We start from the raw sequence: 26,251 nt of genomic DNA on the forward strand, positions 1-26,251 counted from the left end.
TGCTCCGCGATGATTAAGCAAACAGTTGGCGGGCGCGACGTTCCTCCCTTCTCAATATTCTTGGTGTGTCGGCCTACCTCGAAAGAGGGTTGGGCTCAGCGTTCGCTCTTGCCGTTCTTGCCGTTGCGGTTGGTGAAGCGGGCGTTACCGAGGCCGGTGCCGACCGTCAGCACGCCCCAACATTTCACGTCCTGCATGAACGGGATCTCGGACAGACCTTGCACCACGCCGTCGTTGTGCATGACGATCGCCGTGTCGTGTTCTCCGATCTGAGGGATGGCTTCGACCAGAGTTATCGGCAGATTAAACTTGCTGCTCTCCCAATTGCCTGGCAGGTTCTGCGCGCCCTTCGCGATGGAGCCGTCGCTCTCGATGACGCCAGGACACGCGATGCCGATGAACGGTGCGAGCTTGAATCCTTCGTTCTCCGCCTTCGTGATCAGGTCCTTGAGCATCTTGACGAGGCGCTTAACCGCTTCCTCACGGCTCGGTTCGTCGTCGGCATGACGCCATAGCTCGGACTTCCACACGCACGCCTTGGTGAGATTTGGTGCCTTCTTGCGACGTGTTTCCACAACGCCACAGCGGATATTCGTGCCTCCGATGTCGACGGCAAGGATGGAATCATGAGCCTCGAAGATCCAGGAAGGAGCGAGATGGAGCGCGCCGATAAGGCCTGCGTCATCTGGGTGGCGGTGGATCGGCAGCATCTCGATCTTAAAGTGTTCGGCCTTCAGGATGATTTCGGCGCGCGCAATGGCGAGTTCGCCGAGCCGGCTATTGCTAAAGCCGCCACCGACCACGATGCGCTCGGTCTTCTCCCAGGCCTTGGTCTTGAGGAAGCGCCGCGTAACATGGGCGAGCTCCTGCGCGAAGTCCTCGATAGCGCTCTGCACGACCGCCCAAGCGTCGGTGTCGTCGCCGAGCAGGATGGCGTCGAGCTCCTTCTTGCTGATGTCTTCGGAGAGCTCTTTGCCGAACGGGTCTTCGCCTGACTTGCGCAGTGGCTTCCGCCATTTTTCGAGAGTTTCCCGAAAGGCGCCCTTGCTGGCACGATCCCCAAGAAATCCTTCCTCATCCTTCAGCTCAATATTGAAGCTGTCGACCTCCACGGACGGGAGGCGGGAGGCGCCGTGAGCGGCAATACCCATGGTCGTGATCGTGTCGTCAGCCATCTTGAGCCTTGAACAAGCCCGCAGAGAAACGCGCGGCTTGTATCAACGACGCTTAGGGTTATCCCGTTCCTCGCCTGGTTAGCAGTGCACGCTTGGGAGAAAATCGAGAAGCAGGCGGGCCCGACGCCTGACGTGCCCACCCCTCAGCGGTCTCGGACACCGCCCCCTGGACGCGCCGCGGCATATCGCCCGTAGTCCTTGCGAACCGCGAAGCAGGCACAGGAACGGCAGCCGGTCAGCCGCGTTCCATTGCCATCATTGGGAGAGGAGAGTCAAATATGGGAATGTTCACGAAGGACATAAAATCGATGGAAGACCTGCTGATGCACGGTCTGCAGGACATGTACTACGCCGAGCAGCAGATCATCAAATCACTACCCAAGATGATCGAAAAGGCGACCGACCGAGACCTCGTCGCGGGGCTGAAAGGCCATCTCGAAGAGACCAACAAGCAGGTCGAGCGGCTTCAGAACGTGTTCGAGAAGCTCGGCAAGGAGCCCAGCGGCACGCACTGTCCAGCGATCGACGGAATCATCAAGGAGGCCGATGAGATCGCCGGCGAGATCGAGGACAAGGCCGTACTCGATGCCGCCCTTGTCGCGGCCGCGCAGGCCGTCGAGCACTATGAAATCTGCCGCTATGGCACGCTCATAGCCTGGGCCGAGGAGCTCGGGCACGACGACATCGTGCGCTTTCTCACCACGAACCTCAACGAGGAGAAGGCGGCGAATACCAAACTCAATACGGTTGCGCTGCGCAAGGGTGTGAACAGGAAGGCGTCGAGCGCGGCTTGATGGCAGCGTCGTCGATCTTAGTGGCCACGCTGAATTGCGCGGCCGCTACCCTTTTGTTCGATCCGCACTCTCCGCGCCGACCGCAGCTTCCGCCGCGAGTACCACGCCACCACTGAAATGACCAACCACGCAAGCGAGGCGCTCAAGAAGGCGCCTGCGACGCTCGTTTCCGCCGTTAAGGAGAAGACGATCGCAAAGGCCAGCATGCCGAGCGCGCCGAGCGCGGCGCCGGCGGAATCGACCGCGGCCGCCATTTGCCCGCGGCGCTCGCCGGCGAGGCCCGCCTCACGCTTGCGGCGAATTTCATGCTTCTCGATCAGCGTGGCGCTGGCGCAAAAGATCGCCGGAAGGGCGAGGAAAAGCCCGCCGACAGAGGCTCCATAGTGGCTGCTCACGAGCCCGGCAAAGACGGTGGCGGCGCCGCCGAGCGCGAAGCGGATCAGATATTCGTACCAGCGGCCTTCCTTGAGAGATGTCGGCGAAAGGCGGATCGGCGTCATGTCTGACCTCCGGCAAGCATCAGCAGGCCGAAGGCGACAATCAGCCAAACGACGAGGGATAGCAAAGTGGCAGGCAACGCTCGCAGCCGCGCGCGCGCGAGGATTTGACAAACCACTACGCTGTAGACGGCGAGCGCGATCGCTCCGGCAATCATCGCCTGAGTTTGCAAAGTCGCGTAGTGGGCCCCGTGCTGGTACACCGCGATTCCAAGCGTGGCCAACGCGACGGACGGGGCGGCCGCGAAGAGACCGGCGAAACTCTTGGGACGTAGAAGATCACCCAGCATCGCGAAGGCCGATACGACAGCGCCTCCGGCGAGAAAGCGGATCACGTACTCGGTCATTTCGCTTTCCTCCAGAGTTTCGATAGGGGCCCGCCGGGTCCGTAGACCGGATCCTTGCGTGGCACCGGCACCTTCGGAATGGTTTTGAGGGCGCGCGGACGGTCCTCGACCGTCGTACACTCGTCGTATGTGCCCGTCGGCGGGTAGGCGCCGATGACAAGGAAGTCATCGTCTGCCGATAGGCACTGATGGCCTGTGCCGGCGGGAAGAACGGCGACGTCGCCGGCCGTCAAGGTGAAAATCCGCCCCTTTCTGCCGCCGAAACGGACGCGTCCCTTTCCGCGCGCGATGCCGAGCACCTCATGGATCCGGGAGTGATAATGCACGTAGTCGCAGATGCCGTCGCGCCAAGTGTCTGCCCATCCGTTCGCTTCGAATAGGTCCTCGATTACGGCCGCTGGGTCGTGGCGCTCATCGAGATCAATTGCGCCGCGGTAGATGATCAGCGGCCATCGCGGATGATTGGGGATGAGACCGTCGTCCCTGAAGCGGACGGTGTGCGGCTTTCGCACTTGCGCAAAGTCCACAGCCTTCCGCTTGCCGGGGCGCCGCAAACCGGTGGCGCGTTCCGCGTACCCCTTTAGATCCTCAAGGGTCGGCATGATCGTTCTCCGTTGATGTGTCGAGCGGGTAGCCGGTGCACAGCCGCAGGAGCCGTTCGAGAGCCGCTCCCAGTGCGAAACCTGCGACGACATCGCTCGCCCAGTGCGCCAGGACGACTAAGCGGGTCAACGAGATGCCGACCGCAACGGCGCGGATCGCCCGACGAGGGCCGGCGGGCAACGCGCCGGCCGCGGATGCCAAGGCTCCCATGTGCAGCGCGTGGCCGGAGGGAAAGGCGTCCTCACGTTTCCCGGAAAATGGGACGCCGTGGAGGTGCCCGATCACTGTTCTGCGGTCCGGTCGGGTCTGGTCGAACAGACGTTTCAAACCATGGGGCAGCAGCGACGCCGCAACCGTGACCAGCAGAGCATGGTTGCCGGCGCGCCGTAGCGGCTCGCCCCGCCCGCGCGACGCAAGCCAGCCGGCCGCCGCAAGGACCAGAAGGACCTTCTCGTCGGCGCCCCAAGTCAGGGCGCGGGCTAATATCTCCGGAGCCGGAGCAGTGTTGCGGGCGATGAAGCGTGCGGCCACGACATCTGCTCTGGTCGGCCGGATGGTGACCGGAAAGCGTTGCCCTCTAAGGTGACTTGCTGAAACTCTAGCAATTTTGAACATGGCTCAAGCGATGAACGGAAAGCCGCCGAAGCAGACGATGTGACAGGCCTTTTCCTGCGCAACTGTCACCTGTCGCTATTCCGCGGCCTGGGCGCTCGGCGGAATCTCCGCCGGCGTCAGCGGAGATACGGCGGGTCCATTGAGCGCAGTACCATCCGGCGCGAATTGAGAGCCGTGGCAGGGGCAATCCCAACACTGCTCCAGCGAGTTCCAATGCACGACGCAACCAAGATGGGTGCAGCTTGCCGACAGCAGATGCAATTCGCCATCGCGGTCGCGGCAGGCGGCAATCTTCTTCAGTCCGCTGCGAACCAGCCGGCCCTCTCCCAAGCGAAGCCGCTCCACCGTGGCGAGTGCATCGGCACCGAGATATTCTGCAAAGTTCTTCAGCGGCGTGATGTTCTCGCTGATGAAGGTGGTGATGTTCTTGGAGATCTTGCGCTCCGGCAAATAGACGGCCTCCCAGCTATTGCCGCCGATCGTGATCAGATCCGCAATCAGCAGGCCTGCCATAAGGCCATTGGTCATGCCTTGTCCCGAATCGCCGCTGACGAGGTAAACATGATCTTCGTTCGGGCTGCGTCCGACGAAGCCGGTGAAGTCCATGGGTTCGAGCACTTGGCCCGACCAGCGATGGGTGATCTCGCCGATCATCGGCAATCGCGCCCGAGTCCACTTTTCGAGCGCGGCAAAACGCGCCTGACCATCGTCGGCCTCACCGGACTTGTGATCCTCACCGCCGACAATCACGATGTCCTCATTCGCCGAAGCCGGCTGCAAGCGGACATAGTGATAGGGATCGAGCGTGTCCCAATACAGCGCATCCAGCAGCGAGCCGGCCGGAACCTTGGCCGCAATCACGTAGGTGCGATAGGGCGCCTGTTTGGTATGGATCGAGACCTGCAGATTGACAGGCGAGTTCGTCGCGACGACGACGTCCATGACCCGCACTTCGCCGCCTGCCGTCTTGAGAACGATTTCGCCCCGGCCGTGCTCGATCGTCTCGACGCAGCTGTCACCGTAAAGCCTGGCGCCGCGGCGATGCAGCGCCTCGGCCAATCCGGCAAGATATTTGGTCGGATGAAAGCGGGCCTGCCGGGGAAAACGAAGCGAGCGCGCAAGTCCACCATGATGGATGGGTGTCGGATCGTTGCACAGCTCGACGGGGATTCCGAGCTTCCTGCAGCTTTCGAATTCCTCGTCCAGATGCGATGGCAACGTGTCCGGCGCCAACACCCAATAGCCATCGACGCGGCGGAAATCGCAGTCAACTCCCTCGGCAGACTGGATCGCCTGCGCGCGGTCGATCGCGGCGACGACGCTCTGGTAGTACAGCCGGGCGCAATCCTCGCCTCGCACTCTGATCAATTCCTTGTAGTCGTCGTCGAGGGCCGTCGCCAAATGCGCAGTGGTGCGCGCCGTCATTCCACCGCCGATTTTGCCGCGATCGAGCACGATGACCGAGCGCCCGCGCGCGGCGAGTTCATAGGCCACGGACAGACCGGCGATGCCGGCTCCGACCACGCCGACGTCGGCACGCGCCTCGCCCGAAAAACGCGAAGCCGCCGGGATGAATGTCTCCATCCAAAGCGATTTGGTATCCTCATCCATCACGTTCATGGCATTTGTCCTCCGGCGTACAAACGAAGGGCAAAGCACAACTGTTCCTTTGCTAGAGGCCTCCGCGTTCGGGCCCATACGTGCCGACGAGGCCCGGAATGGATTGTCGAGAGCATCTGCGGAAAGGAGAATGATGCCGCTGCTCGCTTCGGAGACCGGTAGCAGGTATCAGAGGATGCGCACATAGGAGGGGGTACGCCCGGTTCCGGGTTCTTTTGAGCCGAGCAAGAATCGCCAGCAGCGTCCCATCCGGCTTGGCACCGGCGGTCGCCAACTGGCATACGAGGCACCTTGAGATACGCAATCCCGAAGCTCGTGAGTTCTTCAGGAAGTCGTGGCGGTCGAGCGCGAGCTGTCACCCGAATGGCCCTCTCGCCTACTGCTCACAGCGACGGCGAACCAGACCAGCGAGATGGCATCTAGGCAGAACACCGGATTGAGACGGGGTGCCTGCCACCAGACCACCAGCGCGAACCCGGCCCTGACGACGCTTTTTCGATCATGCAATGGCGGCAACGGCATTACCTTCAGCTTCCTCGCAGCGGAACCTATGGCCGCGTCGCTTGCCGGAGGCTCTTCGCCCTTGCTCGATGATCTTGCGATTGACCGCGATATTCCCAGCTAACGACGTGCTATCAGGCAGCCCAGCATGAAGGCGACGAGCAGTGAGGGCACCGGAGCCTCGCGCACCACATCACGCAGAAACGCGAGCGCCTGGCCCGGCGGCTGCCCTACTTCCAGGCTCTGCCGCACCGTGTGGGCGGCCTCACGCACGCCTTCCGACACGTCTTTCACTTTCGCCAAGACTTCTTCACTGTCCATCTCATCCTCCTCCGGCAGGCCTCCCGCATAATGAATGTGCTGGGCAACCATCCGTTCCTGCAAGCATGGGGCGCGGATCGTTGTCGCCCATGAATCGGGGAGCCGCACCTGCGCACCTGAACTGGCGCGACCACCCTTGGACCTGCCACAGCGACACGCGCCCGGATAGGAACAACCGCAGCGCTACTCCGTTCGGGACTGATCTTCCTTCAAGCCCGAGGCTCTCCATGTATCACCACGTCAAGAAGCTGATGTTCACCGTCCGCATCGATGAGTCGGACCCGCGCTTTGGCAATATGCTTCTTGAACAGTTCGGCGGCGCCAATGGCGAACTTGCAGCCGCGATGCAGTATTCGATCCAGGGCCTCAATTGCGAGGACCCTGATCGCAAAGACCTTCTGATGGATATCGGCACCGAAGAGCTGAGCCATCTGGAAGTGGTCGGCACACTGGCCCGCATGCATCTCAAGCCGGCGAAGTTCGACCGCCAGGCCGCTGAGGCCGATCCGCTGATCGCGATCGCGGGTGGGGGCGGGGTCAACCTCTTCAACTCGCAAGGCAATGCCTGGACTGCCGACTACCTGAAGATCACGGGCGAGCTGGACGTGGACCTGCGTAGCAATATCGCCGCCGAAGCGCGGGCGAAGATCGTCTACGAACGCCTAATCAACTTTACCGATGACGCCGGTACCAAGGACGCCTTGCAATTCCTGATGACCCGCGAGATCACCCACATGAAGGCATTCTCGCTCGCCCTAGAGAGCATGAGCAAGCCGGCGTTCAGTATCGGCCGCATTGCGCCCACACCGGGCCTCGTCGATCAGTTCTTCAACGACTCGACGGGCACCGGCGATCATGGCGAGATCGACACCCGCGGGCCCTGGAACGAGGGGGGCGAATGGGTCTTCACGGAATCGCCAGCCATCCAGGCCGGGGAACCCGTTCCCGCGTCAGCTATCGTCACCGAAAGCTCACCGCCGGTCGATGAAGCTGGCCTTGGCGATCTCCTCATCGACGAGCTCCGCGACATCCTGCACGCAGAGAAGCAGCTGACAAAGGCGCTTCCCAAAATGGCGGAAGCCGCACGTTTCGACCAATTGCGCGAACTGTTCGAACTGCATCTCGGCGAGACCGAAACTCAGATCGAACGCATCAATGAATGTTTTGAGCTGCTCGGCAAGTCCGCACGCGCCAAGCCCTGCAAGGGCATGATGGGCCTCGTCGAAGAAGGTCAGGAAGTCATGGCCGAAGGTGAGGAGAAAGAAGACGCCGCGGCGGACCTTGCTCTGATCGGCGCGGCCCAGCGGGTCGAGCATTACGAGATTGCCGGCTATACCACCGCGCGCAACCTGGCCCAGCAGCTACGCCATAGCGCCATCGTCAGCCTGCTGTCGAAGTCGCTCGCCGAGGAGGAAAACGCCGATCAACTGCTCAACCAGGTCGCGCGGTCGCTGATGTCAGTCGCCAAGATGCCGGCCGCCGTCGAGCAGACCGAACAGTAAGCAGATGAGGGCGATCCCGGCCATGCCACGGTAGCTGCCGCAGCTCTGCTTCTGCGTCAGTCGCCGTGCCTTGCTGTGTGTCGGAAGAGTTGCTGTTGTCATCAATGGTCCCTCAGCATAACGAACAAGACATTTATCTCGTTGAAGACGATGGTGGCGCCTCGGCCCCTGTCCGGTATGAGGCGCCCGCCCTTGGCAGCGACTTCGAGGCCATCATGATGGATTTTCTTGAGGGAAACCATCAATGCCCGTGCCGGGTCGCAGTCTTCAATATCGCCCAAGGCTGGGTGCGCGATGCGTCGGCGGAAGTGGATCACGAGTTGCGGCCGCGCTGAGGCCTACAGCTCCGCGATATACCGGAGGCCCTGCATGCCTTTACCGACCGCTATGAAGGACGCTTCGCGGACGTGCAATTGCCGTTGCCAATACCAAAGGCATTTAGGCCTTCGAGACGCGCCATGACACATCCGGTCACCCCCGCCACCTTTCTAGGCCTCCCTGCGGCGGCGCCCGACACATTCTCAAGCGCGGATGTCGTGATCTTTGGTGCGCCGGACGCGACGCCGCACGTGCCAGGCGTCGCGAGCCATGCAGCCCGGGCTCCTTTAGCCCTTCGCGAAAGCACCCAGCAAATTGCGCGTGATCCCTCGCGGTGGGATTTCGATCAGGACGGTCCCTTGATACCGGAGGGATTGCGGGCGATGGATCTTGGCGACCTTCCGACCAATCCGGCAACACCGCAGGAAAACCGCTCTCTGATCACGTCCACAACCGCGAGCATTCTGAAGGCGGGCGCCGTGCCCCTGCTCCTCGGCGGCGATGACTCCGTGCCGATTCCATTTTTCGGTGGATTCGAGGGGGCCGCTCCGCTCACCATCCTGCAAATCGATGCGCATCTCGACTGGCGTGACGAGCGGGATGGCCTCAAACACACCTTCTCCAGTACCATGCGCCGCGCCAGCGAAATGCCGTGGGTGGAGCGGATCATCCAGGTAGGACAGCGCGGCACCGGTGGTTCGCGGGAACGGGATCTTGCCGACGCCCAAGCTTGGGGCGTGACACTGTTCAGTGCTGCGACAGTGCGGCGATATGGCGTGGAGCCGGTCGTCGACCAAATCCCGCCGGGTAGCCATTGCATCGTCACCCTCGATTGCGACGGCCTCGATCCTAGCGTGATTCCCGCGGTGCTGATCCCACAGCCGGGTGGTCTCGGCTATCTCGATATCGTCGAGCTGTTGCATGGCGTTACGCAACGGGCGCGGATCGTTGGTTTTGATCTCGTGGAGCTGGTGCCGGATGCGGATGTACGAGGCTTAGGCGTGCTCGCCGCCTCGCGCATCCTCTGCGTTGCCCTCGGAGGCATGGCGCGACAGCGATCCGCTATGAGGCTAGCGGATCCATGACAGCATGAGAGGCGTGATCAGGATTTTGCGGTGCCGGGCTCCGCCTGTTTGCGATGCTGCTTGGCGAGCGTTTCGGCCGGCGTCACATTGGCAACCGCCGACTGGATCTTGTTCTTGAGGCCGGTCACGACATCGCCTTCGCCATTCTTCATCGCCTCGAAACCCTTGCGGGCAACCATCGCCGCATCGTCCTTGTCCTCGGAGCCCACTTTTGTGTCGAGCATATCTGCGCGTGCGAAGAACTCGGTCTCGGTGGCGCCCGGCATCAGGCAGGTGACCGACACCTTCGTGTCGCGCAGTTCCTCGCGCAGCGCAAAAGAGAGGGAGTTAAGGTAAGACTTCGACGCGTTGTAGACGGCCTGGAAGCTACCCGGGGTGAAGCCGGCGATCGAACCGGTAACAAGGATCTGTCCCTCATTGCGCTGGCGCATGTCCTGGCCCACGCGGTGGATCAGATAGGTGGTGCCGGTGACGTTGGTGTCGATGACCTTGCGAATGCGAGCCCAGTCCTGATCAAGAAAAGCATGGCCCAGGCCGCGGCCGGCATTGGCCATCAAGACGTCGATCGCGCGACCCTGAGCAACCTCATAGAGCTTGTCGACACCCTCAACGGTGGCAAGGTCGGCTTGGAGCGCCACTACAGCAACGCTGTTCGCTTCCTTGCGGAGTGCCTTCGCCGCCGTCTCGATCTCGGGCTCGTCCGCCACGATGAGCAAATCATAACCCTTATGGGCGCAGAGGCGGGCCAGCTCAAAACCAATGCCGGTCGAGGCACCCGTCACGATCGCAAACTGTCCGGCCATGACTTATTCCCTCTCGTTTCTTAAGTGGCTTTGGGCCTAATGGGGGACACGCCAGACCGTTCCTATTCGCGGCAGGAACAAGCCGCTGCGATGGCGCTTGGTCAAATCTCGTAACCTTTGGAGCGGTCGATGAAAGCCCTCACCTGGCATGGCAAGAGCGACGTACGTTGTGAATCCGTTCCTGATCCCAAGATCCAGGACGGCCGTGACGCAATCATCAAGGTGACGGCCTGCGCGATCTGCGGCTCGGATTTGCATCTGTTCGACGGCATCATGCCCACCATGGAAAAGGGCGATGTGCTCGGCCACGAGACGATGGGCGAGGTTGTCGAGGTCGGCAAGGACAACAGCAAGCTCAAGGTCGGCGACCGGGTGGTGGTGCCCTTCACCATTGCCTGTGGCGAATGCTTTTTCTGCAAGAACGGCCTCTACTCCGGCTGCGAACGCTCCAATCCCAACGCCAAGCAGGCCGAGAAGATGTGGGGCCATTCGCCCGCCGGCCTGTTCGGCTATTCGCACATGCTGGGCGGCTTCGCGGGCGGCCAGGCCGAATATATGCGCGTCCCGTACGCCGATGTCGGACCCTATAAGATCCCCGAGGGGCTCACGGACGAGCAGGTGCTGTTCCTGTCCGATATCTTCCCGACCGGCTATATGGCCGCCGAATTCTGCAATCTGAAGGGTGGCGAGACGGTCGCCGTGTGGGGATGCGGTCCGGTCGGGCAGTTTGCCATCAAGAGCGCATTTCTGCTGGGCGCCGAACGGGTGATCGCCATCGACACGGTACCCGAGCGGTTGACGCTCGCCATGCAGTCGGGTGCAATCACGCTGGACTTCATGAAGGAGGATGTCTATGAGCGCATCCAGCAGCTCACGCAGGGCCGCGGTGCCGACGCCTGCATCGACGCGGTCGGCACCGAGCCAGAGACCATGGCGAGCAATGATTCTGTGGTCGACCGCATCAAGGTGGCGACCTTCATGGGGACCGACCGCCCGCATGTTTTGCGGCAGGCCATCCAATGCTGCCGCAACTTTGGTACCGTCTCGATCGTCGGCATTTATGGCGGCATGCTCGACAACATCCCGATGGGCAGCGCCATCAATCGCGGGCTGACCTTCCGCATGGCCCAGACACCCGTTCAGCATTACCTGCCGAAGCTCTTGCAACGTATCGAAAAGGGCGAGATCGATCCAAGCTTCGTCATCACCCATCGTGCGACGCTCGAGGAAGGTCCCGAACTCTACAAGACGTTCCGCGCCAAGAAGGATGGCTGCATCAAGGTCGTGATGAAGCCGTTCGGCTGATGGGAGAGGGCGCCGCGAAAGAGTCGAAGTCGCGTTGGCTGGCGGCCGCTCAGCTCGGGCTTGTCAGCAGCACGTTCTCGACGCTCGTCAGTCAGCTTGCGGCAGCGCAGTTGGGACGGGACGCTGCGGTCGACTGGATGACGGTCGCTGCCATTCCAGGTCGCGACGCCATGCTGAGCGCGTCGCCTTCGGTTCACGCGATTGCCCTTGGCATCGCCTTTCATCAATGGGCGGACTTTTCCTGGGCGCTGGTCTTCTTCGGTCTGTTTGGGCGCTGGACGAGCCGCCTCGCGCCCGGCACTCTTTTTTGGCTGGCGATTCCGTGGGCTGTTTTTACCTCGGCTACCGAGTGGTTTGGGCTGGTGCCGCTATTTCCGTTCTTCCAGCCTATCTTCACTTTGCAGCAACCCTACTGGATCGGCTTTCTCGTTCATCTCTCGTCCGCTTTGATCTACCCCTTGTTCGCCTGGCTGCGTTGGCCGCTAGGACGTGCGCCGCCAACATCCGCGGTGCGCTTTGCCAAGCGGTGGGCAGCGGGAGTGCTTCTCGTGCTTGCAACGCTAGGCCTTGTTTCCGTGGTCGATGGGTTGGGTTGGCCGCCGCCGATCCTCAGCCGCGATGTTGCCGGCGATCAGCGTTACATCCGCCATATGGCGACGCATCACGAGCAAGGCATTGAGCTTGCTAAGCTCGGCCAGCGGCGCGCGCAGGCCCCGAACCTGCGCGCACTCGCGGCCTTGATGGTAGCGAGCCAGCAGGGTGAGAACCGCATCTTCGAGGGTTGGTGGCGCGGGTGGTTCAGCGAGCCGATGACGGACTGCTCCAGCGAGGAGCGGGTGGCCATGCCCGGCTATCTGACGCCGGCACAAATGGCGGATGCGCGCAACGCGGCCGATGGTGAGTTTGATGCGGTGTTTATCCGTCTGATGAGCCTGCATCATGCCGGCGCCGTCCAGATGGCGGATAACCAATGGCATTCTTCCGGCGATCCCCGTCTGCGTCTGATGGCGCATGCCATACGACACGAGCAGCAAGGCGAGATTGCTCTGATGAACAACGTCACAGGCATCGAAGCCGTGCGGCAGGCGACGCGCAACATGCTGGCCAACAATCTCTGACCAACCTTAATCTTTCTTCCAGGAACGAGCTTCTGATCTCGCCATTAGCCTTCATGGGCCGGGCAACAAGCAAGGAGAAGATTGATGGCAGACGAACAACGTGGTGGCTCCGGAAATTTCGCCAACGATCCGCAGCGCGCATCGGAAGCCGGCAAGAAGGGTGGCGAGCAGCGCCACGGTCAACAGGGCCAGCCGGGACAGCAGACACAAGGTGGAAACAAGCCCGGCCAGCAGGGCGGCAGCTCGTCAGATAACCCGGGCAACTTCGCTAACGATCGCGAAAAGGCCAGCGAAGCCGGCCGCAAGGGCGGCCAGTCCTAAGAACCTTAAGCATTAAACCAGAACGGCCAGGACGTCGACACGTCCTGGCCGGAGGTTTTTGAAGACGTCCGCGAACCTCCGCGCAAGCCAGTCTCAAGCCTTCTTAGGTCGCATTGCCGTCCTCTGCCGAGGTCTGATCCATGCGGCATTGCGAAGGCTATTTGTGCGGCCGCCAGCGGATGATTTTCGTGCCGTGCCAAATCTGGTCGCCCGTGACGTGGTCAAAGGAAACTTCGACAACCTAAGTCGGCCGCACGGCTTTCCATTCGATGGACCACTTCTGTCGTCCAGGGGCTTGGGCCCCTGATGTGTTGCCGGTGAAGCTCTGCGACCTGACGATTTTCTCCAGACGGTCGCGGTAAGGGCCATTCGATCGGATGCGGGCTCGGCGCCCGCCCACCTGCGCGCAACCTGGCTGGTCCTGTAAGCCGCGAAGGCGGTCCGTAACGGGAACGCTGGTCGCAGGCGCGCGTTTTATCGCATGCAGGATGTGAGAAGTTTGAATGTCGACCGACGAAGTTCTCCGGACGATGTTGATGTATTTCGTGCTGCCGGTTTGGCTCGCGGCCGGGTTTGCCGACTATCTTTGCCATCGCGCAGCCCACATTGAAGAGACCAGCGGCTGGCGGGAGTCGATTCTGCATCTCCTTCAATTCGGCGAGATGGCCATTCCCGTACTTGCCGCTCTTTTCTTAGAGATTACCTCGGGCGTGATTTTGATGATGATGGTATTCCTCGCTCTTCATCAGGCTACTGCCATGTGGGACGTGCGCTACGCCGCGGCAAGGCGCGAGGTCGCACCCATTGAGCAGCACATTCATAGTGCACTCGAAATGCTTCCTTTGACGGGATTGCTGTTAGTTGTAGCGCTTCACTGGCCGACTTTCACAGCACTGATCGGTTATGGCGCGCCGGACTTCTCTCTAACGTTGAAGCAGCAGCCGCTACCAGTTTCCTATATTGCGACGATGCTTGTACTGACGGCTCTTGTGGAAGTCCTGCCATATCTGGAGGAGCTAATGCGGGGGCTACGTCGCGGGCGGACCCGCTAAAGGCGCGGCCTCGACAAACCTATGCAGTGTCAACAGATGGAACTGAATCCGTTGGGCAGGCTTGGTAAATCGAATGCGTGGCCAGCCAATATGACCGGTTAATGAGTAGAGACCCTGACAGTTGGTGGAAATCCGCCGTGATCTATGAGATCGCATTGGTCTCATTTCAGGATTCCAATGGAGACGGTAAGGGCGATCTGCCCGGCCTTCTGTCCAGAATTGAGTATCTCAAATGGCTTGGCATTGGCGCCGTTTGGTTGACACCGTTCTACAAGAGCCCTTTTCGTGACTTCGGCTACGATATTAGCGACTGCTGCGCTGTTGATCCCGCATTCGGCAGTCTCGATGATGTCGATCACCTGATTGCAAAACTGCACGACGCGGATATACGGCTGATTCTCGATCTCGTGCCAAATCACACGTCCAGCGAACATGCCTGGTTCGCTGAGAGCCAGAGGTCGCGCGACAACGCAAAGGCAGATTGGTATATCTGGGCCGACCCCTCGCAGACCGGCGGCCCGCCGAACAATTGGCTGAGCCGGTTTGGTGGCAGCGCCTGGGAATGGTGCGAAGCGCGAGGTCAGTATTACTACCATTCGTTTCTCGTCGAACAACCCGACTTGAACTGGCGTAATGCAGACGTGCGCGCGGCAATCGCTGATGTGATGCGGTTCTGGCTGGATCGCGGTATCGACGGCTTTCGGGTCGATGCCAGCGCCGTCCTGATCAAGGACGTCCTGCTCCGCGACAATCCCTCCAATCCGGATAACAAGAACAAGCCGCCCCCGCAACGCTTGACGCCCGTGTTCACCGATGACCGGCCAGAGACGATGCGGTGCATCGAGTTCATTCGCGAGGTGCTGGACGATTATGATGACAGGCTGTTGTGCGGCGAGGTTCAGGGCAAGATTGACCGGATTGGCCACTTCTACGGCACGGAACGGCCGCGCCTCCACTTACCGCTTAATTTCGCGTTGCTCGATTCGCATTGGGACGCGCTTTCGTTGCAGGCGACCATCGACTCATATCTTAACGCTTTGCCCCAGGGGGCTTGGCCCGTCTGGGTGATTGGCGGACACGACAAGCAGCGCATAGCCAGCAAGGTGGGGCCAGATCAGATGCGCGTATTGGCGATGTTTCTGATGACGCTCAAGGGCACGCCGTTCTTTTACATGGGCGATGAGATTGGCCGCGAGCGGGTTACCATCCCGTCAGATCGTATTCACGATCCCTTCGAAAAACTCGTCAAGGGCTTCGGTCTTTGTCGAGATCCCGAGCGCGCACCAATGCGATGGGATGCTAGCTGCATGGGTGGGTTTACCTCGGGCGATCCGTGGTTGCCGCTGGAGGCGGGCGGCACGCCCAACGTAGACCAGCAACGACACGACGAACATTCGGTCCTGCAACTGTTTCGGCGATTGCTTGCGCTACGGCGGACGGATACCCGTCTGCAACACGGCGACTACCAGGCAATCCGGTCGCGCAATGACGTCCTGGCTTTCAGGCGAGTCCTCGACCAGAGCGAACTGATGATTGCGCTCAACATCTCTGCTGAGCCACGAAAGTGGGAATGGGAAGGGTTCGGGAAAGTGCTGATGTCGACGCATTTGGATCGACCGGCCGAAGCTTTACCGCATACGTCGCTGCTTCTGCGTGGCAATGAAGGCGTGATTATCGAACTCCATGAGCAGTGACATTAGCAACCGTTTCGGATCGCCTGTCGCCGAAAGGTAGCTTGGCCAGAGGCTAAGTCGCATGTATTGGCGCGGGACGCGATGCTCGTCGGTGTTTCAGCCTCATAGGGCCAATGTTCCAACCGGGACGAAAATCACGTAGGGCCTATTTGGCAGGCTCCAAAAACTTAGGACAACCATTCTGACAGATTGGGACACCTTGGCCCCTTCGATCGTTACGATAAGGGACGATCCGAGGTGATCTCGCTATGGACAGTGTAGAGCGCTTCTTTGTCGGCGTGGCCGTTGCGGGCGGGATATCCCTTTGCGCCGCAGTGTTGATGACTGGTTCTTAGCGCTACCGCCCGCGAGGAATTGATAATGTTGCCAGCTGCTTTTCGCAGCACTTTCTTCAATTCGCAGAGTCGATGCCGTGCTCCTCCGCATTTTCATGTGCTCGACGGCACGGTGGAGTTGCAGGACACGAGCCAGTCGCTCTTACTGTTGGCTACTGAAGGAATGAGAAGACCCAATGGGGCGGCCTCATTCTTACTTCGGCGATGGCAGGCCCGGCGAGGCCAGCCATACTCTCAGGTGAGAAGCAGCCTTAGCTCGTCGAGCTTGGCGAACAATTCGCTCTCTGCCGGGCGGAGTGCCTTGGACCTCTTCCCGCAGATCCTGTGCCGCCTCCACGAGCAGTTCTTCCAAAGTGGTATTCTTGAAACGAAGTCTTCTCAGCATTGCGTTGCCCTCAAATGCAGGCGGGAGCGCGATCGCTCTCTCGGCCACCGGGCACCTACAGAGGTCAGTCTTTGGCCGGTGATGTTGGGCAACTGTCCATACGAACGAAGGTTGCTAAACCCGCCAAACGAATTTAGCCCCCGGGAGGCTGTGCGCATCGAGCAACGGTGGCAGCGATGGTGGACCTCCCTCCGAACCGCGCCCATGGTCCGAGCCGGAGCACCGCCGGGCGATCTGCAAAGAGATTGGGGAGGGACTTCGCGGTACCCTCGCGGACGATGCGCCGCCGCTACCGCCACAACTGGAGGGTTTGGTAGAGCGGCTTACCGAGTCGGACGGCGGAGCGTCGCCAACCGCCTCTGCGCGCGAAGACGACGCCGCATCCCTGCCGCTCTGGAAGCGCGTCATGAGGCGGCTTTGGCGGATCTTCTGATAGGGCCACCGAGGATCGGGCCGCACGATCTTGGTGCAGCCCAATAGCGGGAGTAACAGGCTCCGATTGAAGGCCCGCGAGGCACATCGAGCCGTTCGGCGATGAAGGCCGTCGTGATTGGTCGTCCGGCTCAAGTTTCGATTCTCATAAGACCAACGACTTGCTCCTTGTGAGAGGAAAGTGGCGACGTGTGCGGTTCAACGGAAGACGGCACGCCGTCAGCCGCAGCTGTCGATTCTCTGCCGCAGATGATCAACCAGACGTTCCGGGCCGATGGTCAGGCACCCACCGTGTCCCCCAGGCACCTGGATAACCTCGAGTTGCGAACTGAGAGCTCGCCATGCGCGACCGTCGTGGTCGGCTGCGTAGAACGTCACAGGAGCCTCGAGCGCTGCCGGAAGATATTGCGCCATTGCGAGCGAATAGGGCTCCCACAACGCGGGCGGAATCGCATCTTGGAGATTGAGGACAACATCATGCAGTTTCTTGGGATTGGTTAGAGCGGTATACAGCTGGCTAACCCGCTTGCTCGTCGACCCGTTGAAGAACTGCTCGAGCCGGACCATTAGCTGATAGGTCCAGCGCAGACTGTAAGGCGAGACTAGTCGCTTCATCGGTCTGAGGATCGCTTGCGCCGCCGCACGGGCACTAACAGTCGGCGGGTCAACCATGACGACCCTATCAACCCTGTGGCCGGCTGCCATCAGCAGGCGAGCTGCTTCGAATGCCACAATGGCGCCGTTGCAGTAGCCCCCCAGCAGGAAAGGTCCGCTCGCCTGTCTTTCCAAGATGAGCGGCAGGCGGTCGGCAGCCATCTTCTCGATCGACGGCGGAATCGCCTCCCCGTGAAGACCATGGGGATCAATGGAGTTGATGGGGTAGTCGGGCCCGAGAAGCTCCACCATCCGCTGCATAGAGGAGTGGCCGCTGACGAGGCTCCCATTGAAGAAGTAGAGTGCAGGCCGATCGCCACTGGCATTGAATTGCAAGATAGGGGTTGGCTGCGTGCCCGGCTCGATGGCGATTTTCGGAGCTAATTGCCGGATCGTCTCTGCCCCGAACAGGATCGTATCCGGCAGGGCACGGCCGATGCGCCGTTCGACTTCGAGGAGCATTTCCATCGCTAGAAGGGAATCGCCCCCGCTGACGAAAAAATCGTCGTCGATCGTTAAGGCGTCGGCCTTGAGCAGCTTCCGCCACAGGGTCAGCAATTCTGCTTCCAGATCCAATGGTCCCCTGTTCAGATCAGGCTCGGTCACTGCCTCCTGATGGTCGGCCGCCCTATCGATCAACTCGCGCAGCCGTCGCCGCTGAACTTTTCCCGTCGGTCCCTTTGGCAGTTGGTCGAGGATCAGAACGCGATGTGGAATCTTGAACGAGGCAAGCTCACCTTGCAGGAACTGGCGCAGCTCTGCAGTCGTCGTCTGCGTATGGGGATGAGAAACGATCGCGGCTGCAACGTCTTCGCCAAGGCGTGGATGGCGGACTGCGAAGGCAGCGGCCTCGGCTACGGCACGATGGCGTAGCAACGCCGATTCGACCTCGGCTGGCGCGATCTTCTCACCGCCGCGGTTGATCACTTCGCTCAGGCGGCCGTACAAAGAGAGAAAGCCATCTTCGTCGAGGCCGCCGATGTCGCCCGTGCGAAACCAACCATGGACGAAAGCGGCTCGATTGAGCTCCGACGCGTCGAGATAGCCGGAGAACACCGTCGGGCCACGAATCCAGATCTCGCCGCGCTCGCCCGCTGTTAGGAAACGTCCATCCTCACCAACGATGGCAAGAGTGCCAGGCCAAGGTTGGCCGCAGGTCCCTGGCCTATTCGGGCCGGGCGGCGGCAGATTGGCGGCGATCTGCGCGGCCTCGCTGGAGCCGTAATGCTCCAGCACAGGCACGCCTAAAATGCGCTGCAGGCCGTCCAGTACGTCTGGCGGCAGCGGCGCGCCGCCCGATACGACAAACCGCAAAATGTGCGCCGTCTGCGCATTCTGAGAGGTTACTTTGTCGAGCACGGCAGCGTGAAGCGTGGGGCCGGCCGAATACCAGGTCGGCCGCAGGATATCGAGCCACTCATCCAGCGCCACGATGGCATTGTTTTCCGGGACAGCAATGCTGCCGCCGGTCAGCAGTGGTGTGAATACCGTTACTTTGAGCCCATGAGAATAAAATGGGGGCGACACGCTCAGGCAGCGGTCGTGCTGCGTGAGGCCGAACCAGGCCTGAAGACGCGCGGCCGCCGCCAGCATGTTGCTGTGGCTGAACGGAATGAGCTTCGGCTGCGCGGTCGTGCCCGACGTCTGCAGGATGAAGGCCGGCGAGCTTGGAGCAGGTTCAGTGTCGATGACAACGGACCCGGCGGCGCGCATGGTGACATCAAATTCAAGCTGGCCATCTCCGACCGGAACGGCTTCGATGACGGCAATCCCGCGCCGGTCGACCGCTTGCCGCGCTTCAGTGCCACCGCCTTGCGGCACGAGAAGAGCGTTCAGGCGCAGCATGTCGAGACGCTGATCGATCTCCGCCGGGGACAGCCGCGGATCAAGAGGAACGGCAACGCTGCAGCAAGCCACGGCCACGATGGCGAGAACGGCCTCCGGACCGACCGGCATGAGCACGCCGATCCGAGCGCCGCAATCGAACCCACCCAGACGCAACTGCCCGCGGACATGGTCCAACCGGCGCTGAAGATCGCCATAGGTCAGAGGCGCAAACGTCGTGGAGACGATAGCGGTCCGATGCGGGAATCGGCTGGCAGTCCGACCAATGACTTGACCCAGCGTGCATTGCGCGTCGAGCTCTGTATCATCGGGGGCGAACGAGTTTTCCCCGGACGACTTCGCGATCTCTCGGAGCAAATTCGTCACGGCAGGCTCTATCATCTTCGGGGTGGGCAAAGCCGCCGCAATTGCCCGCTGCAAAGATTACGGCCGCTTCCTCCAAACCGCGCAACTGGCAATGAGGAGTACTTCGGAATGGGAGTGAAGCTGCCATAGAGTCTCTCTCCTCGGGATGTCTCCTTTGGGTGGGACACAAGCGGATACGAGGTGTGACCCATGGAGTCCGCTAAGGCTGTTATCGGACTGCAGACGGTGGTCGGTCAGATTGTCCCCTAAAGGCAAGGATCGGGTGCCCCACAGATGACACTGAGCCAATGAATGATATCAAGTACGCGGGCGCATCGTTCGCGGCCAAGCTGGCCTACCTGTGGTACGACGATGGCGCCAGCATTGGAGCGCGATGATCGCCAACGAGTGCTCGCTGCCGAACGCCTGGACGGGACCAAGCGCCGCGACACGCCAAGTTTTGCTCGCCGTCAGGCGGACGCTAGGCGCCAGGATAGCTGCCATCTGAACGCGGACTGCGGTAGACGTCGGTTTTGGGTCAAAATGCGAAGAACTCAACGTGCGCAAATCCAGTCCGCTATGCCCCGCTGAGCGGCCCTCAATGAGGCGTGCCGCCACGTCGTTGATGGGCCACGAGCGGACATCGCTGCCGCAAAACGCCCATATGCGAGATCGAGCGGCCCGGAGCAGGCATGTATCGCGGACGCCTTAGGGGGGTGGTTCGTCTGTTCCAATGCTCGCCGCCTGCCTAACGGTCGGCGCATTGGGGCCGAACGCCGAACATTCCTTACATACTACAAATTTTGGATCGATGTCTCTGTTGATCCAAACTTCCGAACTGCCGCAGAAAGGACAGGGCCGCAGCGGTTGTACAGAAACGGGGAATCCGCGCAGCGGATCGATAGCTGGGCTGTCGCTAGGCTTCCTAGGCATCTTAACACGAGCGTTTAGGCAGTAGTTCTGGGCCGATCTCGACGACCTCGACGAAATGATGACCGACGTCGCTGTTGAAGCCGATGAAGTCCCACTTCGCGCCGTCGTCTTGGCAAGTAGTGCAGGTGAAACGTGCCGGCTGCCACTCGGGATGTTTCGAGCTTGAGCGCACAAGGACCCAATAGAAGCGACCTGGAATCAACTGTGTGACGTCAGTCATGGAAATCACTAGTGGCCTCTCGCTCACGCCGCCGCGCGGCGCTCGGCCGAGCGCAGACGCATGGGCTTGCCGCCCGGCGGGTTGCGTGGACCGTTTCCGTTTAGCGCGCGTAGCGCTTCCAGAATTTCGTCGATATGAACAGGCGCCTTTAGTCCGTCCGGTAAGCGCAACGCTGGACAGGACGCGATCGCCGAGGCGTCAGAAGCCCATGACGCGAGGATGGCCCGCTTCTCGGCCAGACTCAAAGTCGGGTCAGCGACGACCTCGCGCGGATGCGAGAACACCGTGCCGGGATGAAGAAGGGCATTTAAATCGAAGACGTTATCGTGTGCGGGCGTCGTCCGCATGGCTAAACCTCCCATCATAAGACGCATTAAGGTGGCCGCAAGGTGGCCGCGCGGGAGCAATCCCGCGCGGCGGCGATCGGAACCAAGCCGCGTTGGTCAGGCGGCCTTGCCCTCGATCTGCTTGACCTGCCCAGCGCTTGCGCCCGCGATGGCGATGCGCCGCGGCTTCATGGCCTCGGGAATCTCGCGTTGAAGCTCGATGACCAACAGACCATTCTCGAAGTGCGCGCCCTTGACCTCGACGTGGTCAGCCAGGGTGAACTGGCGCTTGAACGAGCGTGTCGACATTCCGCGATGCAGGAAGGTCTTCTCGTCCTTCTCAGCCTTGTGGCCTTCCAACGTAAGGACATTCTGCTCCACCGTGAGGCCCACCTCGTCCGGTGTGAAGCCGGCGAGCGCCACCGAGATTTGGAAGCGGTTCTCGTCGAGCCGCTCGATGTTATAGGGGGGATAGGTCTCTTCGGCGGTCCGCTGGACTTCGTCGAGAACATCAAACAGGCGGTCGAAACCAATGGTTGACCTCCACAGGGGAGTCCAATCATACCTCATAGCCAAATCCTCCAAAGAGCAAGTTGGGTACGAGCTGGCACCGGACACCTTCCGGCGCCCGCCTTGATTTCGGGGCCCCGAAGGCGCCCCGGCCGCCATGCCTGCGGCGACCAAAGAAATTTGCCACGGGCAAAAAAGTTTCAAGAGGGTGACGAAAAATTTTAGCGCCTTAACGGGCGGCCTGGTTTAAGCGTTGTTGTCGTGCACGGTCACATTCGCTTCGCTGCGCTCTGGCCACTCGGGGGCACAAGCGGCGGTCGGGGTTGCCGGCCCTGCGTCCGCTCTGCGTCCAAATAGCCGATATCGTAAATGCCTCAGCTCGGGTCGGCTAAGGGCCACAGGGCGACATATGAAAGAGGCCGCCAACTGAGGCGGCCCTACTCTTGCGTGCTTTCTTGGTCTGGATTGATGCCAAGAATCTTGAACGACTGCGCCAATACCTCTCGGGAACGTTGAAGAACTTCACTGGTGTGCACTAGCGCTTGCTGCGCTCGTTCATAGGCCTGCTTCGCAGCCTCGATCTCTTCCCGGGTCACAGTGCCGTAGTAAGGCATAGCATTTTCCTGGAATGCGCCTGCATATCCTTTCATGGCGATTTCATTCTGATGGTCGAAGTCCCGGGGATGTAAGCCACTCGTTCATATGAGAGGCTGTTTCGGCCTGCCGGGCTTTGCGGATCATTTGGTCCCGCGCTGCGCCTGGTGGAAGCAATTTGGCTTCGGCTCTTAGGCGTTTTGCTTGTTCGGAAAGTCGTTCTTCAAGGGATTGTATCTGTTTGAAACGGCGTCGCTGCATGACACAACCTCGTGCTTACGGGTCCTAATCCGTAGGGCTTAGCAATCCGAATATGCAGTCGGCCGGGATTCAGTTCCCCGCGCGGACGAAAGTTTTACGCCACTACGTTCGTAGTCCGTTCCGGGTCATTCTCGACGGTTTGGTACTGATCTCGGTTGCGCCCGGTCTAGTCCTCACAGCTGACGTCTGGGCGGCGGGCGGCATTGGCCGCGATGGGCCAACAGCGGTCGCAACTGAACACCCTGCTAGACGCATTCGCAGCGGTAGCTTACTGATTTCTACTGGACCATCCGGAGCGACAATGCGATGGCGGATCAACACGGCGTTCAACTGCGGGAAATCACTTTTGCAACGGTCCGCCAAATCATCGCTTTGAGAGGCAGCGAGCAACAGAGTCGCTACGTGGCGCCGAACGCGACCTCCATTGCGGAGGGGTTGCTAAATCCCGGCGGCTGGCTGCGCGCAATCTATGCTGACGATACGCCGGTGGGATTCGCTATGCTGTTTGATCCGAAGGTTCCGGGCGCGATCGCACGCGGCCCGATGGATACGGACAGTGTGGTGCTGTGGCGCCTAATGGTCGGCTATGAGTATCAGAAGCGCGGGTACGCGAAAGCGGCACTCGACCTCTTATGCGCGCAAGCACAGAAACTCGGCGCCAAGTCGCTTGTAACAAGCTATGTTCCGGGCGAACACGGGCCGGAGCGATTTTATCTTCACTATGGCTTCGTGAAGACGGGCAATATTCGAGCAAACGGAACCGAGCTAGAGCTTCGTCTCGATTTGTAGCCTAAGCGAATGTGCCTGCGCAGTCGGCACGCCGCGACGTGCCATTTCGAAACATAAACCAATCAAAGCCCTCTGCTTTACGACTTGCTGCTTGGACGCGCCGAAACCGCTGCATGCCAACGATATAAGTGAACCATGTGCTCCGGTGGCTTAAGCTTCGCCCGTCCAACAAAATCGATTGCGACCATGCCGCTGATATCGGCAATCGTAAACTTTGGCCCGCAAATGAATTCACTGTCGGCGAGCCGTGCGTCGATCCATGCGAAGAAATGTTGAACGCGCGCGCGACCGCGCTGGGCGAGTTCGGGGATCTGTTCGTAAGACTCCAGTCCGGGTAGAGCACGCTTCCTGAGTCCCGGAGCAGAGTTGCGAAAGGCATCCATTGCGCCATTGAATCCGTCCCACTCGATACGCGAAAGCCAAGATCCGATCACGGCCCTTTCCTTTGCGCTCTGCCCCATTAGCGGAGGGTCCGGGTAGAGTTCCTCGAAATAGCGGCAGATAGACAGTATATCTGTGATCGTAACACCGTCGTCGAGTTCCAGCACAGGTACGGTACACGCCGGATTAAGTGCTCGAAATGCTGGAGTGAATTGCTCCCCATTCAGCAAATCAACCTGCAAGGTAGGAATCGTGAGCCCTTTTTCGGCGAGAAAGATCCGGACTCGGCGAGGGCTTGGAGCGGTCTCACAATCGTATAGCTTCAACGTATCTCTCCTGTGCTGCCGAGAAGAGCATACAACATCTTTGGAATCCAGCCTTCGCCGTCAACTTGCGGTAGTGGCTTCGGTGCAACAATGTCCGCTTCGGGTCAAAGTCTGCCCTGGGCAGCTCCACGACGATATTCCGCTCAACTCTCGAAAGCGGACAGTGCGAGGTCAATAGCGGAAGTCAACTAAGGGCCGATTTTGTTGCAAAAGTCGGTTGAGACGAGCCGGCAAGCGTGATTCCGTTGTGTTGACGCGAATCGCGACGAGGTCGATCGATGATGGGCCGTCTGAAGAGTGACCAAGGTCAACTGTTCTACGAGTTTCATCTCAGCGACGCGGTTCCCGAAGATCATCTAGTGCGGAAGATCGACGCTGCTCTCGATCTGTCTTGGCTTCGCAGCGAACTAGCTCCTCATTATTCGTCCATGGGTCGCCCGTCGATTGATCCGGAGCTGATGATCCGGATGCTGATCGTGGGGTATGTCTTCGCGATCCGCTCGGAGCGGCTGCTCTGCCGTGACGTGCAGGTGAACCTCGCCTATCGGTGGTTCTGCAAGCTCGGTCTCGAGGATGCTATCCCGGATCATTCGGCCTTCTCGCGGGCCCGCAATGAACGCTTCCGCGAGGGAGATGTCGTCCGTCACGTATTCGAACATATCGTCGAGACGTGCATAGTGGCGGGTCTGGTTGGTGGCGAAGGTTTTGCGGTAGACGCGAGCCTGATCCAGGCAGATGCCAACAAGCGGCGCTCGATCGCGGGTCAGGAGTGGCGCAGGGATCGCGATCCGGCGAGGTCAAGCCGCGCCGTGAAGGAGTATCTGGCAACTCTCGACGATACGGCATGGGGCGCGGCCAGCGACGTTGTCCCGAAGTTCATCTCGCTGTCCGATCCCGCGGCCCAGTGGACCGGAGCTCACAAGGGACCAGCATTCTTCGCTTACTCCGACAATTATCTCATCGACGTGAAGTTCGGCGTCATCGTTGATGTTGAGGCGTCCCGCTCCATTCGCCAGGCCGAGGTCGGAGCGGCGAGGACAATGATCGAACGAAGAGGAGCGCTTTGGTCTCCAGCCGGAGCGGCTTGTCGGGGATACCGCTTACGGGGCTGCTCCGATGCTGAACTGGCTGGTCGAGGAGAAGGGCATCGCGCCACATATCCCCGTGTTCGACAAGTCGAAGCGAGATGACGGTACCTTCTCACGCAGCGACTTTCGATATGATCCGACCAGCGACGTCTACCACTGCCCGGGCGGAAAGCGGCTCGGGACGAGTGGCACCGTGCACGAGGGCAAAACGCTTCTGTATCGTGCGAGCAAGCTCGACTGCGACGCATGCCCGCTTAAACCGCAATGCTGTCCAAAAGAACCATCGCGCAAGATCCCGCGCGACATACATGAGCACGCCCGGGACGTCGCCCGGTCGTTCGCTGGCACCGAGGGTTTCGAGACGTCGCGACGTCAGCGCAAGAAGATCGAGATGCAGTTTGCACACTTGAAGCGCATCCTGAAGCTTGGTCGGCTTCAGCTTCGTGGCCCACGGGGCGCCCAGGACGAGTTTGTTCTGGCTGCCATCGCTCAAAATCTGAGGCGCCTCGCGTCGTTCGTTGCGCGACCACCACCCGCTCATGCCCTGCGCATTGCGTAGCGTAGGAGTTGCGTTGAGAGGTAAGCGCTGTTCAGCGGCCACCTACCGGATGACGGGATGATCTGCGAGTCTGCGGTCGGTTTTGACCGTTAGGCTTAGAATGGACACAGTGCATACTGCTATCACGGAGCCGGTGCGGCGGCTTGAGGTCTTCACCGGAGCCGGCCGTCGGCGGAAGTGGAGCGACGAGGACAAGGCGCAGATTGTCGCAAAGATCGTGGCGAGCGGCGACTCGGTCTGTTCGGTGGCTCGACGGCATGGATTGTCGCCACAGCAGTTGTTTGGCTGGCGACGTCAGTTGCGTGAAGCAGCACGCGGTCAATCCGAAGCGGATGAAGTGCAGTTTGTGCCGGCGGTGGTAGATGCCGTGGTGTCGTCGCCCGCTCGTGGCCGGGACCTGGGCCGGGAGCACAGAGCCCCGCACCGCAAGGCCAAGGTGGATGACGGGATCATCGAGATCGAAGTCGACGGCATCACGATCCGGGCTGGTCGTGGCGCAGACGCGACGATGATTGCGTCGATCGTCCAGGCGCTGAAGGCGAGCCGGTGATCGGTCCGTCGGGTGCGGTCCGGGTGATGGTGGCGACCAAACCGGTA

25 protein-coding genes and 1 pseudogene are annotated in these 26,251 nt (G+C 60.7%); 12 read left to right on the top strand and 14 right to left on the bottom strand.

All coding sequences use genetic code 11. The features are described from left to right. Positions 1-95: 95 nt before the first annotated feature. Positions 96-1,175, bottom strand: coding sequence for an ROK family protein (locus tag XH79_RS10095; protein ID WP_271581590.1), 1,080 nt, complete (start codon positions 1,173-1,175; stop codon positions 96-98). A gap of 278 nt (positions 1,176-1,453) precedes the next feature. On the opposite strand from XH79_RS10095, the gene XH79_RS10100 reads away from it, so the two are divergent. Further along, positions 1,454-1,969: a YciE/YciF ferroxidase family protein gene (locus XH79_RS10100; protein WP_271581591.1), complete on the top strand. Its 516-nt coding sequence runs from the start codon at positions 1,454-1,456 to the stop codon at positions 1,967-1,969. 17 nt (positions 1,970-1,986) lie between these two features. On the opposite strand, the gene XH79_RS10105 is transcribed toward XH79_RS10100, so the two are convergent. From XH79_RS10105 to XH79_RS10130, 6 genes are all read right to left on the bottom strand, one after another. Beyond that, a complete protein-coding gene (locus XH79_RS10105; protein ID WP_271581592.1) occupies positions 1,987-2,469 on the bottom strand; it encodes a DUF3147 family protein in 483 nt (160 codons plus the stop codon). Next, a complete protein-coding gene (locus XH79_RS10110; RefSeq protein ID WP_271581593.1) occupies positions 2,466-2,813 on the bottom strand; it encodes a DUF3147 family protein in 348 nt (115 codons plus the stop codon). Before XH79_RS10110 ends, XH79_RS10105 begins: the two co-directional genes overlap by 4 nt. Next, positions 2,810-3,415: a cupin domain-containing protein gene (locus XH79_RS10115; RefSeq protein WP_271581594.1), complete on the bottom strand. Its 606-nt coding sequence runs from the start codon at positions 3,413-3,415 to the stop codon at positions 2,810-2,812. The genes XH79_RS10110 and XH79_RS10115 overlap by 4 nt, the downstream gene beginning before the upstream one ends. Next, positions 3,402-4,031, bottom strand: coding sequence for a phosphatase PAP2 family protein (locus XH79_RS10120; protein WP_271581595.1), 630 nt, complete (start codon positions 4,029-4,031; stop codon positions 3,402-3,404). Before XH79_RS10120 ends, XH79_RS10115 begins: the two co-directional genes overlap by 14 nt. 75 nt (positions 4,032-4,106) lie before the next feature. Next, positions 4,107-5,651, bottom strand: coding sequence for an FAD-dependent oxidoreductase (locus tag XH79_RS10125; protein ID WP_271581596.1), 1,545 nt, complete (start codon positions 5,649-5,651; stop codon positions 4,107-4,109). A 621-nt stretch (positions 5,652-6,272) separates the two neighbouring features. Next, positions 6,273-6,473, bottom strand: a complete 201-nt coding sequence (locus XH79_RS10130) for a hypothetical protein (RefSeq protein WP_271581597.1) — start codon at positions 6,471-6,473, stop codon at positions 6,273-6,275. A 227-nt stretch (positions 6,474-6,700) separates the two neighbouring features. Here XH79_RS10130 and XH79_RS10135 point away from each other — a divergent pair, with 227 nt between their 5' ends. The 3 genes from XH79_RS10135 (at position 6,701) to XH79_RS10145 (ending at position 9,378) form a co-directional block, all read left to right on the top strand. Next, positions 6,701-7,975 carry a DUF892 family protein gene (locus tag XH79_RS10135; RefSeq protein ID WP_271581598.1) on the top strand — a complete coding sequence of 425 codons (1,275 nt, stop codon included), beginning with the start codon at positions 6,701-6,703 and terminating at the stop codon, positions 7,973-7,975. Between the two features lie 95 nt (positions 7,976-8,070). Beyond that, on the top strand, positions 8,071-8,310 hold the full coding sequence (locus tag XH79_RS10140) for a hypothetical protein (RefSeq protein ID WP_271581599.1): 240 nt from the start codon (positions 8,071-8,073) through the stop codon (positions 8,308-8,310). A 123-nt stretch (positions 8,311-8,433) separates the two neighbouring features. Beyond that, positions 8,434-9,378, top strand: coding sequence for an arginase family protein (locus XH79_RS10145; protein WP_271581600.1), 945 nt, complete (start codon positions 8,434-8,436; stop codon positions 9,376-9,378). Positions 9,379-9,395: 17 nt separating this feature from the next. On the opposite strand, the gene XH79_RS10150 is transcribed toward XH79_RS10145, so the two are convergent. Next, positions 9,396-10,181, bottom strand: coding sequence for an SDR family NAD(P)-dependent oxidoreductase (locus XH79_RS10150; RefSeq protein ID WP_271581601.1), 786 nt, complete (start codon positions 10,179-10,181; stop codon positions 9,396-9,398). A gap of 129 nt (positions 10,182-10,310) precedes the next feature. Between XH79_RS10150 and XH79_RS10155 the strand changes: the two genes are divergently transcribed. The 5 genes from XH79_RS10155 (at position 10,311) to XH79_RS10180 (ending at position 15,671) form a co-directional block, all read left to right on the top strand. After that, complete coding sequence (locus tag XH79_RS10155; protein ID WP_271581602.1) at positions 10,311-11,486, top strand: zinc-dependent alcohol dehydrogenase; 1,176 nt, start codon at positions 10,311-10,313, stop codon at positions 11,484-11,486. After that, positions 11,486-12,604 (top strand): DUF305 domain-containing protein, encoded by a 1,119-nt coding sequence (locus tag XH79_RS10160; RefSeq protein WP_271581603.1) that lies wholly within the window; start codon positions 11,486-11,488, stop codon positions 12,602-12,604. Before XH79_RS10155 ends, XH79_RS10160 begins: the two co-directional genes overlap by 1 nt. An 84-nt stretch (positions 12,605-12,688) precedes the next feature. Beyond that, positions 12,689-12,925, top strand: a complete 237-nt coding sequence (locus tag XH79_RS43260; RefSeq protein ID WP_442869942.1) for a general stress protein — start codon at positions 12,689-12,691, stop codon at positions 12,923-12,925. Positions 12,926-13,428: 503 nt separating this feature from the next. Beyond that, positions 13,429-13,977, top strand: a complete 549-nt coding sequence (locus XH79_RS10175) for a diguanylate cyclase (protein WP_271581604.1) — start codon at positions 13,429-13,431, stop codon at positions 13,975-13,977. Positions 13,978-14,078: 101 nt separating this feature from the next. Next, complete coding sequence (locus tag XH79_RS10180; protein WP_271581615.1) at positions 14,079-15,671, top strand: alpha-amylase family glycosyl hydrolase; 1,593 nt, start codon at positions 14,079-14,081, stop codon at positions 15,669-15,671. Between the two features lie 1,371 nt (positions 15,672-17,042). On the opposite strand, the gene XH79_RS10185 is transcribed toward XH79_RS10180, so the two are convergent. The 5 genes from XH79_RS10185 to XH79_RS10200 form a co-directional block, all read right to left on the bottom strand. Further along, positions 17,043-19,688: an AMP-binding protein gene (locus XH79_RS10185; protein ID WP_271581605.1), complete on the bottom strand. Its 2,646-nt coding sequence runs from the start codon at positions 19,686-19,688 to the stop codon at positions 17,043-17,045. A gap of 687 nt (positions 19,689-20,375) precedes the next feature. Continuing rightward, complete coding sequence (locus tag XH79_RS43265) at positions 20,376-20,600, bottom strand: Lar family restriction alleviation protein (protein ID WP_442869943.1); 225 nt, start codon at positions 20,598-20,600, stop codon at positions 20,376-20,378. Positions 20,601-20,843: 243 nt separating this feature from the next. Next, entirely contained in the window at positions 20,844-21,167 is a 324-nt protein-coding gene (locus XH79_RS10190; RefSeq protein WP_271581606.1) for a hypothetical protein, read from the bottom strand. A 96-nt stretch (positions 21,168-21,263) separates the two neighbouring features. Then, a complete protein-coding gene (locus XH79_RS10195; RefSeq protein WP_211407583.1) occupies positions 21,264-21,716 on the bottom strand; it encodes an Hsp20 family protein in 453 nt (150 codons plus the stop codon). 377 nt (positions 21,717-22,093) lie between these two features. Further along, positions 22,094-22,306, bottom strand: coding sequence for a hypothetical protein (locus XH79_RS10200; protein WP_092221106.1), 213 nt, complete (start codon positions 22,304-22,306; stop codon positions 22,094-22,096). A gap of 511 nt (positions 22,307-22,817) precedes the next feature. Here XH79_RS10200 and XH79_RS10210 point away from each other — a divergent pair. Further along, complete coding sequence (locus XH79_RS10210) at positions 22,818-23,300, top strand: GNAT family N-acetyltransferase (protein ID WP_271581608.1); 483 nt, start codon at positions 22,818-22,820, stop codon at positions 23,298-23,300. Between the two features lie 77 nt (positions 23,301-23,377). Here XH79_RS10210 and XH79_RS10215 read toward each other — a convergent pair whose 3' ends face one another. Further along, complete coding sequence (locus XH79_RS10215; RefSeq protein WP_271581609.1) at positions 23,378-24,007, bottom strand: glutathione S-transferase family protein; 630 nt, start codon at positions 24,005-24,007, stop codon at positions 23,378-23,380. Positions 24,008-24,285: 278 nt separating this feature from the next. On the opposite strand from XH79_RS10215, the pseudogene XH79_RS10220 reads away from it, so the two are divergent. Both XH79_RS10220 and tnpA read left to right on the top strand, forming a co-directional pair. Then, positions 24,286-25,654, top strand: a pseudogene (locus XH79_RS10220) (transposase). Between the two features lie 100 nt (positions 25,655-25,754). Next, positions 25,755-26,204: an IS66-like element accessory protein TnpA gene (gene tnpA, locus XH79_RS10225; RefSeq protein ID WP_271581610.1), complete on the top strand. Its 450-nt coding sequence runs from the start codon at positions 25,755-25,757 to the stop codon at positions 26,202-26,204. Positions 26,205-26,251: the final 47 nt, after the last annotated feature.

Origin of the sequence: Bradyrhizobium sp. CCBAU 45389, assembly GCF_028128625.1 — a bacterium.
GTDB classification, from domain to species: domain Bacteria; phylum Pseudomonadota; class Alphaproteobacteria; order Rhizobiales; family Xanthobacteraceae; genus Bradyrhizobium; species Bradyrhizobium liaoningense_B.